The organism is Maricaulis maris MCS10, assembly GCF_000014745.1.
GTDB classification, from domain to species: domain Bacteria; phylum Pseudomonadota; class Alphaproteobacteria; order Caulobacterales; family Maricaulaceae; genus Maricaulis; species Maricaulis maris_A.
The window spans coordinates 2,305,866-2,317,606 of sequence record NC_008347.1 but is presented as its reverse complement, the minus strand read 5'-3'; the positions used below and the strand labels follow the sequence as shown (position 1 = coordinate 2,317,606).

The 11,741-nt window shown below is 63.3% G+C and carries 10 protein-coding genes and 1 tRNA gene; 4 read left to right on the top strand and 7 right to left on the bottom strand.

All coding sequences use genetic code 11. The features are described from left to right. Window positions 1–33: 33 nt before the first annotated feature. Genes MMAR10_RS11030 through MMAR10_RS11020 form a run of 3 tightly spaced genes read right to left on the bottom strand, consistent with a single transcriptional unit; the run spans window position 34 to window position 2,615 of the window. The gene (locus tag MMAR10_RS11030; protein ID WP_011644063.1) at window positions 34–990 is read right to left on the bottom strand and encodes a DUF4349 domain-containing protein; all 957 of its coding nucleotides are present in this window, start codon (window positions 988–990) and stop codon (window positions 34–36) included. A 27-nt stretch (window positions 991–1,017) separates the two neighbouring features. Next, window positions 1,018–1,872 carry a M23 family metallopeptidase gene (locus tag MMAR10_RS11025; protein ID WP_011644062.1) on the bottom strand — a complete coding sequence of 285 codons (855 nt, stop codon included), beginning with the start codon at window positions 1,870–1,872 and terminating at the stop codon, window positions 1,018–1,020. Then, the gene (locus MMAR10_RS11020) at window positions 1,872–2,615 is read right to left on the bottom strand and encodes a hypothetical protein (RefSeq protein WP_011644061.1); all 744 of its coding nucleotides are present in this window, start codon (window positions 2,613–2,615) and stop codon (window positions 1,872–1,874) included. Before MMAR10_RS11020 ends, MMAR10_RS11025 begins: the two co-directional genes overlap by 1 nt. 230 nt (window positions 2,616–2,845) lie before the next feature. Here MMAR10_RS11020 and panD point away from each other — a divergent pair, with 230 nt between their 5' ends. Further along, window positions 2,846–3,211 (top strand): aspartate 1-decarboxylase, encoded by a 366-nt coding sequence (panD, locus tag MMAR10_RS11015; protein WP_011644060.1) that lies wholly within the window; start codon window positions 2,846–2,848, stop codon window positions 3,209–3,211. Window positions 3,212–3,222: 11 nt separating this feature from the next. Here the strand turns inward: panD and MMAR10_RS11010 are convergent, their stop codons facing one another. Then, complete coding sequence (locus MMAR10_RS11010) at window positions 3,223–3,930, bottom strand: SIMPL domain-containing protein (protein ID WP_011644059.1); 708 nt, start codon at window positions 3,928–3,930, stop codon at window positions 3,223–3,225. Window positions 3,931–4,146: 216 nt separating this feature from the next. Between MMAR10_RS11010 and MMAR10_RS11005 the strand changes: the two genes are divergently transcribed. Continuing rightward, window positions 4,147–4,223, top strand: a tRNA-Ile gene (locus MMAR10_RS11005). Between the two features lie 585 nt (window positions 4,224–4,808). After that, entirely contained in the window at window positions 4,809–6,371 is a 1,563-nt protein-coding gene (locus MMAR10_RS11000) for a porin (RefSeq protein WP_011644058.1), read from the top strand. A gap of 72 nt (window positions 6,372–6,443) precedes the next feature. Here the strand turns inward: MMAR10_RS11000 and MMAR10_RS10995 are convergent, their stop codons facing one another. Beyond that, window positions 6,444–6,839 carry a response regulator gene (locus tag MMAR10_RS10995; protein ID WP_011644057.1) on the bottom strand — a complete coding sequence of 132 codons (396 nt, stop codon included), beginning with the start codon at window positions 6,837–6,839 and terminating at the stop codon, window positions 6,444–6,446. A gap of 326 nt (window positions 6,840–7,165) precedes the next feature. Between MMAR10_RS10995 and MMAR10_RS16325 the strand changes: the two genes are divergently transcribed. Further along, a complete protein-coding gene (locus tag MMAR10_RS16325; RefSeq protein WP_011644056.1) occupies window positions 7,166–8,989 on the top strand; it encodes an ATP-binding protein in 1,824 nt (607 codons plus the stop codon). A gap of 3 nt (window positions 8,990–8,992) precedes the next feature. On the opposite strand, the gene MMAR10_RS10985 is transcribed toward MMAR10_RS16325, so the two are convergent. Both MMAR10_RS10985 and MMAR10_RS10980 read right to left on the bottom strand, forming a co-directional pair. After that, a complete protein-coding gene (locus tag MMAR10_RS10985) occupies window positions 8,993–10,546 on the bottom strand; it encodes an acetolactate synthase large subunit (RefSeq protein ID WP_011644055.1) in 1,554 nt (517 codons plus the stop codon). Between the two features lie 45 nt (window positions 10,547–10,591). Continuing rightward, the gene (locus MMAR10_RS10980) at window positions 10,592–11,737 is read right to left on the bottom strand and encodes an alpha-hydroxy acid oxidase (RefSeq protein WP_011644054.1); all 1,146 of its coding nucleotides are present in this window, start codon (window positions 11,735–11,737) and stop codon (window positions 10,592–10,594) included. Window positions 11,738–11,741 lie beyond the last annotated feature (4 nt).

Here is an 11,741-nt window from a genome sequence, read left to right as displayed (position 1 = left end):
CAGGGCTGCCGACCGCATCTCGTCTGCCCCCCGTCAGGCCTTCTTGGCGCCTTCGCGACGACGTTTCATCATGCCGCCAAGCCAGCGGGTTAGGATCCAGCCGGCCGGCACGATCACGATCAACCAGGGCAGGAAGCCGGCGAGGAAGGTGAGCATGTTGGCGAGTCCGCGGGCGAAATTGCCGGTCAGATTGCGCAGGGCGCGATTGAGCGGGTCAAAGGCGCTGCGAGACACCGGGTCGACACGTGACGTGTAGTTCAGCGTCAGCGAGGACATCGACACCCGACCCCGCATGGCCCGGATCTGCGCTTCCGAACCTTCGATATCACCCTGTACCCGAGCCAGCTCGCGCTCGACCTGGACCATCTCCTCGACCGAGGCGCCGGGCCGCTCCAAAAGGGCGGTCAGGCGGGTGCGCAAGGTGCGCTTGGCCTCGAGCCGCGCTTCCATGTCGTAGATGGTGGCGGTCAAATCCTCGGCCGACTGGGACTGGTGGCGGATGCGGCCGTCGGCGGCATCGACTTCATCGAGCAGGCCATCGCGAAAGCTCTCAATCCATACCGGTAGCGCGCGCAGGGCCAGACTCCCGGCGACGCCATTGCCCTGCTCATAGACATTGGCACTGATGACCTGGCATGTGCCGGGACCGGCCGCGAGACAGGCCTCGCGGTGGCGGTCGATCAGGCCCGACGTCGCGTCGGACGGAGTTTCCAGCTGATAGTTGAAACTGTAGGCGATCAGCCGTTGCACCACATCGTCGATCTGCGGGGTGTCGGGCGATTGCGCCATGTCCACCGAGGGCGGTGGGGGCGGAGCTGGTGGCGGGGCGCTGGCCATGAACCCGTCTCGGGCCTGGCGCGAACCGGTGACGGTGACCTCATCGGTGATCGCGTACATGCGGTCCCCGGACTCGGCCTCGTCATAGCTACCATTCTCGCAGCCAGCCAGAAGGGCGGCGGCCAGCAAGCCGATCAACGCAACATGTTTCATTCAATATCCCTTTGACCGTCGGTCGTTTCAGGTTTCATCGCCGGCGATCAGCCGTTCATAGCTGTCGACGAGCGCCAGATAGGGCGGCACCGGCGTGTTCTGGATGCCCGACCCGGTATCAACCGCCATCTTTATCTCGAAATGCAGATGAATTGTGGTCGCTGTGTCACCGAATTCGTTGGAGACATAGCCAAGGCGTTCGCCGCGCTCAACCGTGTCACCGGGTTCCACCAGCAGCGTGTCCTTGTCGAGGTGGAGATAGGTGTAGCGGATGCCGTCATCGGTCATCAGCCGGACCGAATAGGTGCCGATCGAGGTGATGGTTCCGGCTGCGGTCGCAACCGCCCAATGGGTGTCGTCCTGGCAGCTGGCCGGGCGGATATCCTGGCCCTGGTGGCCGACGCCGGCCGGGCACATCGGTGTGCCATAACCGCGCGTCTCGCAGAAATTGTCGCGCCAGGCATAGGCGTAATTGCTCGCATTGCACTGGCCGCCCGCCGGTCCGAGATAGCCGCCATACCCGTAGACCTGGCTGTTGGCATAGGCCTGTCCGGCTTCCATCGGAAAGCGCATGTCGGGGGCATAATTGATCTGGACCGTCTGGCCGGTGCCGGAGTCCTCGACCAGGTCACCGGCCGGCATGTAGGCGAAGGGGTCGCCAGCATCATCCACCGGGTCTGCCGGAGGTTCCGGCTCAGGCTCCGGCTCGGGTTCCGGTTCTTCGGCTTCGTCGGCTTGCGGTTCCGGCTCGACCGGCTCAGGCTCGATGACCTCGCTGTCAGCAGGCGGTGCCGGGGCATCGTCGATCGGCCACCATATCATCGCGGCGATACCGGCGGCGGCGACGGCAGCGGCGAGGGTGAGTTCGGTTTCGCGTGACATCACTGGCCTCCCGCGTCGGGCGTCCCGGCGGCGATGATCAGCGAATTGGCGAGGTTGCGGACATAGGCGTCGGACGCGCAGCGCGCATCGCCGGTCGGCTGGTCACATTCCACCGTGATGGAGTAGGCGGCGCCGTAGCGATTGAAGCTCAACTCGCGGCCGTATTCAGTTTCGCTGATGCGATAGCCATCACCATTGGTGGCGTTGAGGCGTCGTGTGCTGAGCGGATCGGGTGCTCGGGCATGCGCCAGGCGGGTGCCGAAGACCTCGACCACAAGGCCGGGCGCGATGACCGATAGCGTGTAAAAGTTTTCCTGCGGAAACAGCAGGGTCCGGGCCTCATCGCCAACGCCCAGGGCGGCGCTGCCGGGGATAAGGACCGGCAGTCGGGTTGCGACCACGCCGGCGGCTTCCGGATTGGTCGGACGAACAAATGGCAGATTGCCTTGCGACACGGCGGCGACCGTGTCGAAGCGCCGGTTTTCGCGCGCCTGCAGCTGGGCATCCTCGGCTGCTGCGCCCCAGTTGATCGCCATGGGCACAGGCGCGTCAGGCCGCGGCTCCCGGCCTGGTTGCTGCAGGGTCAGGCGGCGAAGAGCCGACGGGTCGATCTGGCTCGGCACGGTCTGGCCGGTCGGTGCCGTACCCGGCGGCGTACCTGTCGGTTGTTGCTGTGCCGGCGAGCCGGCGGTGACCAGCACCATCGCGGCAAGCGGGGCCATAAAGGTCAATCTGGACGTCATGGTCATCTCTCCAGCACAAGAGTATAACCGGTTTTTGCACGTCCTGCATGAACCTTCGATGAGGCCGCACGGGGATCTGCGTTCATGAACCGCCGAGGCGAACGCAGCGCAGGACGCATTGGCACTTGAAATCCAACATTGTTGTGATCCGCGCATACGGCGGCCAAGCGTTGAATTTTGTCACGCCAAGACGTATGTGCAGCGCAATATGTTGTTGTTGGAGGAGCGCCATGCGCCTCACCATGATGAAATGCAAACTGCACCGCGCCACGGTGACCCAGGCCGATCTTCATTATGAAGGCTCGATCTCGATCGACCGCGACTATCTCGAGGCGGCTGGCATCCTGCCGCACGAGCAGGTCGATGTGCTCAATATCAATAATGGCGAGCGTTTCACCACCTATGCCATCGAGGCCCCGCGTGGCAGCCGCACCTTCGGCATCAATGGCGCCGCCGCACGTCTGGCCCAGGTCGGCGATCGCATCATCGTCGTTGCCTACGCCGAGATGGAGGCCGCCGAGGCCGAGCAGCATGACCCGGTCGTGGTCCTGCTGGACGAGCACAACAAGGTCATCGCCAAGCCCCAGGCGGCCTGATCCGGTTTCGCTTACTGATTGATGCAGAAATCGGCACTGACCGTGGCGGTGAGCGTGAGCTCGCCGGCCGCGACCGGCGTGGACGCACTGTCGTCAAAGCTCATCATGCGCGCTTCATAGACCGGCTGCGGCCGGTAGCTGCTTTCGCCCATGCGCCGTATGCCGCACAGCTCGAAACCGGCCGCATCGGCGAACAGTTCAGCCTTGGCCAGAAGGGCCGCAATCGCTTCGCGGCGGGCATTGTCCAGAGCGTCGTCAGTGTTTTCGGCACCGAAGGTCACGCCATTGATATTATTGGCCCCGGCCGACACCATCGCATCGATGACCTGACCGACGCGGCTTGTGTCACGGACCTTGGCCGAAACCTGGTTGCGGGTCTCATAGCCGATAATCGTCAACTCGACCTGGTTGGGCTGGCGGCGGTCGGCATAGACCGGAGACACTGACAACTGGGAGGTCTGCATGTCTTCATTGTCGACGCCGGCACGGCGCAAGGCATCAAAGACCTGGCTCATCGCCGCCGAGTTGGCGCGGACGGCCTCCCGGGCCGTTTCGGCGCGGGTCACCACACCTGAGGATACGGTCGCGAACTCCGGCGCGATCTGAACCGTCGCGCTTTCCGACAGGGACAGGGTCGGCTCGCTCTCACCGGCCTGGGCGAAAGAGGGCGCGGCGAGGCTGGCGACGAGGGCGGTGGAGGTGATGAGGGCGCGGATCATGAACAATACTCCGTGGCGAAATGTGCCGTCTGCTCCGGGACCGGAGGTGTCGGCTTGTTGGCGTTGAGGGCGACACTAGCATCTTCGCGCCTGAGCGCACGCTGAACGCGTGCGGTCCATTTTGGCCATCATGATGTCAAAGCCGTAACATTGCCTGCACACCCGTCTTGGCGCGCCCGCGAAGAGCCAGTAACCATGGGCCACGCTTTAACAGCGGGGCCTGTAGCTCAATTGGTTAGAGCCGGCGGCTCATAACCGCTTGGTTGGGGGTTCGAGTCCCTCCGGGCCCACCATTTCCTGATCTCACGGCAGTCCGCATCGCGGACGCCTCCGATGGGGCGGGCTGGCCGCCCGGCGCGCGGTCGCGCTTGCGAACCCTGCGGGTTCGGTTTTGGTCCTTTCGGCTCCACCATTTTCTTGATCTCACGGCAGTCCGCATCGCGGACGCCTCCGATGGGGCGGGCTGGCCGCCCGGCACGCGGTCGCGCTTGCGAACCCTGCGGGTTCGGTTTTGGTCCTTTCGGCTCCACCATTTCCTGATCTCACGGCAGTCCGCATCGCGGACGCCTCCGATGGGGCGGGCTGGCCGCCCGGCCCGCGGTCGCGCTTGCGAACCCTGCGGGTTCGGTTTTGGTCCTTTCGGTTCCGCCATCGGCTTGATCTCACGGCCGCCCTTGATGGGGGCACCCGTGTCAGCCTGTCGTCTCCTGGCCTCGATAGTGCGGCATGAAAAGGGTCTCCTTGGTTTCGATACGGGCATGATCTGCCGTGATCGACTTTGCTGGCTTGCGACTTGTTGCGCGCCCCGAACCCCGTTAACGGTGCCGCTTGAAGGGTGCCAGAGGCTCATCCGGCCGGCACATCTCCAGGGGGACACTATGAAACGAAAATTTTTGACGTTGGGCGTGAGTGCATTGACGCTTGCGGCGGCGGGACCGGTCGCATTCGCCGATGACGAAGCCGATGCGCGTATCGAAGCGCTGGAATCCCGGATCGAACAGCTCGAGGAGACCAATCGTCGCCTGCTGGCCTATCTCGAGAGTCAGGGCGCGCCGGCTGCGCACCAGGCGCCGCATGCCGGCCATACCGGTCATGCCGGTCATGGGGGCCATGGTGCCGATACCGTCCCGGCCAGCGATGCGCCTGCGCAGGTGGCGCATGCGGACCATCATGTGGCGCATCATGGCGACAGCATGAATGACCGCTTCGTCGGTCTCAGCACCGATTACAGTTTTGCCATGCTGGATCATGCCGAAGGCATCAACCAGCGTCAGTTGATCCAGTTGCGGGCGATGCAAAGTGGCGAGCTCGACAATCGGGTCACCCTCAGCGGCGGCATCACGGTCCTGGCCAACTATCAACGCTCGAATTCGGACACCAAGTTCGGCTGGCTGATGCGCCATCCGACCTCGGCCAACCAGATCGGAGAAGAGGTTTCCGAGCTGGTGGTTCACTCCGCCCAGCTGGCGGCAACGGCGCGCATTTCCGACAATGTGACCGCCTATATGGAATTGCTCTACAATCCGGAGCAGAGCTTCGGGTCGGGCACGATCACCGATCTCAACCGCAACCAGGTGCAGGTCCGCAAGGCCTGGGTCATGTATGGCAATCTCGACAATTCACCGGTCTATGCGGCGATCGGCAAGATGGATACGCCCTTCGGCCTGAACGACACGGTCAGCCCGTTCACCAACTCCACCACCTGGCACTCCTTCGCCGGCCTCGCCTATGGCGGGTTGGTCGGATATTACGCCGACGGCCTTCATATCCGGGCAATGGCGATCCAGGGCGGTGCCCAATTCCGCGCCGCAAACACCCCGGTGAACGGCACCAATGTGCCGTCACGGGTGAATAATTTTGCCGTCGACGTGAACTATACGGCCCCGTTGGGTGAGGATGGCAGCGTGCTGGTCGGGGCGAGCTATGAGCATGGCAGCCCGTATTGTCAGGCCTATCCCGTCTTCCATTTCAACCCGTGTGCCGACAATAACCCGGCCTATGCGGTCTACAGCCGAGTGCGCATGGGCGCGTTTGAATTCCTCGGCGAATTCCAGGAGACGACGGATGTCTGGCCAGGTTCGGCCGTGCCTGACCCGTCAAATCCGCTCAGCGTGTATGAAGCCCGCGAAACCCGGTCCTGGGCTGTTGGTGGTCGCTACGGGATGGATATCGGCGCCGAGTCCCTGCTTGACCTGTCGCTGGAGTTCAGCCGCTTTCGCGCCGGCGCGGATGGTGCGCCCTGGGAGCGTCAGGACCAGTATGTGGCCGGTCTGTCCTACTTCCTCGCTCCGGGCGTGAACGTGTTCGGCGAATACATTCACACCGATGGCTGGGTGCCGCTGAACTTCCTGAGCGGTGGCAATCTGCCGGGTGGGGCAACCTGGTCGGAGTTCGATGCCACGACCGATATCCTGGCGTTCGGCGTCCAGGCGACCTTCTGATCGGCCAATCTGCCGTGCATTCCAGGCGCCGTGCTCCCAGTGGGCACGGCGTCTTTTTTGTGGCGTTGACGGTCAGGCTCCCAGCCCGGCTTTCGCCCACATTTCGCGGATCGTGTCGCCCAGGCTGATCGGGTCGAAGGGTTTGGCGATCACGCCGAGGATGTCCATGTGGGCGTATTTTTCCTGCTCGTGGGCTTGGGCCTTGGCAGTGATGAAAATGGCCGGCATGCCGGCATGACCTGCGGTGGCGCGTATCTGGCGGAGTGTCTCCGGGCCGTCCATGTCGGGTACCATGACGTCGAAGAGGCAGAGTTGCGGCCTGAAGCTGTCCAGAGAGGCGAGCGCCTTGGCGCCGCGGTCTGCGTGCCGGACCTGAAAACCGGCTATATCCTCAAGGGCCATGACTGCGAGATCGGCGATAGCCTGCACGTCTTCAAGATAGAGAATCCGTTCCAGGGGCTCCGGCATGTCCTATCTCCAACGCGGCCTGGCAGATCAGCAGATGACAATGGCAATCCGATCCTTGCCCGACCACAGTGTCGTATTTGATCGTCCCGTCAAAGGCTTCGATGCCGTGTTTTCCTCCAGGCTGACCTGTTGAGCGAGACCCTCGCGGGGCAGTCGCTCAGTCGTCGCCGCGGTATCAAATATGGATCTGCGATTTGATGGTCGGCAGGGCCTTGCCAGAAACGCATTGCCGAACGCAGTCAAAGGTGTGAATTCTTCGATGGCACGCGGATTTATTAACCCTACGGTGCTAGCCTCCAATGGCGTTCGAGGAGGGAAACGGCGACATGCTCTGGAGACGGATCGACCGCTGGACGGGGGCAGACCCGCAAATTGATTTTGATTATGCGGTCAAGTCGCGCATTGCCGTGGCCTACACCGCGATCTTTACACTTATGGGTCTGGTCAATGCCGGCGTCCTCGCCTTTGTTCTTGACGGGCGTCCCGGCATGGCAGAGCTGGGTCTCGTTTCGGCGGCGATTGCCGCAACGGTCGGCATTGTCGGCCTGCGCCTGCGTCGTCCGAACCTGACGATTATCGTCATGATCGCGTTGGCGTCACTGGTGCTTTACGCGGCCGCCTGGGCCAATCGTGGTTCGTTCCCACCGGCGACTCTGTATCTTCCCGGTATTGTTTTGGGGGCCTATATCGCTTGGGGCGCACGGGCCGCTTTCATCGCCATTTTACCGCTCGCTGCCTATTTCGGCCTGATCCTGGGAACCGCTGATTATTCGAGCACCGGCCCGCTGGGCTTCCGTCCAACGGAATTGCTCAACATGCTGGTCGCAGCCGGCTCGCTTTCCTGCGTTTGGATCGTGTTGTTCGGGTCGAGTTTCCGCTCCGCGACCACAGATGCCCAAAAAGCGCTCACCGAAGCCAATCAACAACTGGAAACGGCGCTGATTTCGGCCCAGCAGGCCAGTCGAGCCAAGTCAGACTTCATTGCCAATATGAGCCATGAAGTCCGGACGCCGCTGAACGGCGTTCTGGGCATGACCAATGTGTTGCAGGCGGATGCCACATTGACTGACGAGCACCGCCGCAGCCTCGGTCTCATCGATGACAGCGGCAAGGCGCTGCTGGATTTGCTCAATGACATTCTCGACCTGTCCAAGATCGAGGCCGATGCGGTTGAGCTTGAGACGCGCACCTTTGATCTGGCGGCACTCATCCACAACACATCCGAACACTGGCGCTTGCAGGCAGAGACCAAGGGCGTGGCATTGACGGTCAGCAATCAACTGGGCGAACCGGCATTCGTGACCGGCGATCCGATCCGTTTGCGCCAGGTGATCAACAACCTGTTGGGCAATGCGGTGAAGTTTACCCATAATGGCCGCATCAGTGTGTCGCTCGCGGCTGTGGGTGAGGTGCGTGACGGGAAGACCCGTGTGCGTCTGGCTGTCCGGGATACCGGCATTGGCATACCCGGCAACAAGCAGGCTGCGATCTTTGACCCGTTCAGCCAGGTCGACGCAACGGTGACGCGGCGTTATGGCGGCACCGGGCTCGGATTGGCCATTTGTCGCCGTCTCGTGTCGAAAATGGATGGCAAGATCACCCTGTCGAGCAAGATGGGTCGCGGCTCGACCTTTACGGTCGACTTGCCGCTCGAACGCGTTGCGGCGAGCGAACCGGAGGCTGCAAAGCGCGGCGTGGTCGAGCTCACGCCCATCGAAGCACCGGGGCGAATTCTGGTCGTCGACGACGTGATAACCAATCAATTGGTGATCAAGGCCATGGTCCAGCAGATCATCAAGGCCGACGAGTTGATTGTCGATTGCGCCTCTGGCGGCCGGGAAGCGGTCAACAAGGCGACGTCCATGGCCTATGATTTGGTGCTGATGGACATCCAGATGCCGGAGATGGACGGCGTCAGTGCCATGCAGTGCATTCGCGAGACCCGCAAATCGGCCGATGCGCGGATCATCGCCGTCACGGCGCTGGCGTCGGACGATCATCGTCGCGAATTCCTGGCCGCAGGCTTTACCGACTACCTGCCCAAGCCGGTCGAGATCAGCGAACTACGCCGTGTTCTCAAGTCGGCCCTGGTCACCGACCGCCGATCGGAAGATGTCCGGCCGGACGAGAGCCGGGCGATCCGTAACTGACGGTCAGATCTCCGCAACGATCATTTGTGGTCCGCCGGCGGCGAGTGCGCGCGCCAGTGCGGAATCGAACTCGCCGGCAGTCCGGGCTGTCTGACCCGGTACGCCAAAGCCTTCCGCCAGCTTGACCCAATCCATCTTCGGGTTGTCCAGCGACAGCATCTGCTGTGCCGCCGGTCCGGGATCACCCGCTCCCACTCGCGCCAGTTCAACATTCAGGACCAGGTAGGAGTGGTTGGCGAAGACGATATTGATCACATCCAGCTTCTCCCGCGCCTGAGTCCACAGGGCCTGCAGTGTATAAGCGGCGGCACCGTCGCCGCAGAGCGCGAAAACCTGCTTGTCGGGGCAGGCCATGGCGGCGCCGATGGCCTGCGGCATGCCGGATCCGATGGCGCCGCCGGTCAGGCACAGCCAGTCATGACGCGGGCCGTGCTCGATCCAGGGAAAGACGCCCATGCCGGACGTGGTCGCATCGTCGCAGATGATGGAGTCCTCGGGCATGTGCCGCAAAAGGGAAATGCCCACATAGCCGGGATTGAGTGGTTCGTCGGGGAAGAGTTTGGGCGCCTGGGACTGGGCCGGCAGATCGGGCTCCGTCTGACCGGAGCAAAGCGCTTCCGCTAACGCTTGCAGGCCAGCGATCACGTCGTCTGCCGGCCCGGCCAGGATCTCGGTTCTGGCACCTGGCGGGGTCAGTTCGCCGGGCTGGTCGGGATAGGCGAAGAAGGCGACCGGCGGCTTTGAGCCGGCAATGACCAGCAGGTCGGTTGCGCCAAGTTCTTCCAGCGCCTGTTCGCCGAAATATCCAAGCCGCTTCGCAGAGACCCTGCCGTGACCACGCGCGATGCGTGGCACGAATGTGTCCATGAACAATCTGGCGCCGGTGGCCGCGGCGATCCTGCCCGCGGCCGCCAGGCCGTCTTCACGGCAGGCATCATTGCCAAGGAAAAGGACCGGGTCGGTTGCCGCGCGAAGGGCTGCGGCGACAGTCTCGACCGTGGTGGCGTCTACCGCGTTGGGCGCGGGAACTGGCTGAGCCTCGATCACGCTGGGTTCAGCGTCCGACCAGGCGCAATCGGCCGGCAGGATGAGGGAGGCGACGCCGCGCTCCGGACCGTAGGACTGCTGCACCGCCTCGACGGCCATTGTGGAGACCTCAGACGCATCAGCGACGCATCCCACCCAACGCGACATCGGTCGGCAGACCCCGGCAGCGTCCGAGGTCAGCGGTGCGTCGAGCTTGATGTGGTCGCGGGCATGATCGCCGACAATGTTGACGACCGGGGCGTAGGCCCGGCGGGCATTGTGCAGGTTGGCGAGGCCATTGCCGGCGCCGGGACCCAGATGGAGCAGGGTGCAGGCCGGCTTGTCCGCCATGCGGGCATAACCGTCCGCCGCGCCGGTCGCGACGCCTTCAAACAGGCACAGGACCGAGCGCATGCCCTCAGTACGGTCGAGCGCGGCGACCATATGCATTTCGGATGTGCCCGGATTGGTGAAGCAGACCTCGACGCCCTGGTTGATAAGCGTTCGGACAAGGCTTTCAGCAGCAAACATGGATCGACCCCGTTGAGATGGTTTGTTGGCTTGTTGGGTGAGAGCCTAGCGCGGCATGCGGACAAAGTCCGGTGTCAAATCCGACAGGCGCGTGGCGCCGACCAGGGCCATATCGCGCTCCAGCGCCGACACCAGAATGTCCAGCGCCCGTTCGACACCAGCCTGGCCGCCCGCTCCCAGGCCGAACAGGTAGGGCCGCCCGACCGCGACGGCTGTGGCGCCGAGTGCGAGAGCCTTGATGATGTCGGTCCCGCGCCGGATGCCGCCGTCAAGGATGACCTCCGCCTGACCATCAACCGCCGCGACAATGTCGGCCAGCGTGTCGATGGTCGCCGGGGCGGTGTCCAGCTGACGGCCACCATGATTGGAAATCCAGACTGCGTCCGCGCCCGCATGGACACAACGCAAGGCATCGTCCGGTCGGGCGATGCCCTTGATGGCAAACGGCCCGCCCCAGGCCTCTTTCATCCATTTGGCGTCCTCCCAGGTCACCGTGCGGTCGAACTGGCTGTCGAGAAACTGGATGATACCCATGCCGCCGGTATCCATGTCGGCCCAGTTGGCGGCGAGGATTTTCGGCGTGGTGGCCATGTCCCAGAGATAACCAGGCCGGGCGAGCACCTGGCTCACCGTCTTGGCATTGATCTTTGGCGGGATGGTGAAGGCGTTGAGATGGTCACGCTCGCGATTGCCCGCGACGGGGACATCGACAGTCAGGATCAGGCCGGTAAAGCCGGCCGCCTTGGCCCGCTCCATCGCCTTCTCAACGATCGCCCGGTCCTTCCAGACATAAACCTGGAACCATTTGGGCCCGTCCGTGTGCCGGGCGATATCCTCGATCGTGGTCGAGGCGAGGGTTGAAAGGCAATAGACCAGCCCGGCCTTGCGCGCCGCTCTTGCCACAGCGGCTTCGCCGGCGCGCGGATTGAACAGGCGCTGGGCTGCCGTCGGCGTGACGATGATCGGTGCCTTGCTGGTGGCACCCATGACCGTCGTTTCCAGCTCGATCTTCGAGATGTCAACCAGGGATTTGAAGTTCAGCTCGTAATCGCCATAGCGGCGGTCATTGCGACCCAGCGTGATCTCGTCATCGGCGCCGCCATCGATATAGTCGAACACCATGCGCGGCAGCCGCTTGCGGGCCAGCGCCCGCAGCGCCTCGATATTGTGGGCATTTTCAATCGCTGTCATGGGC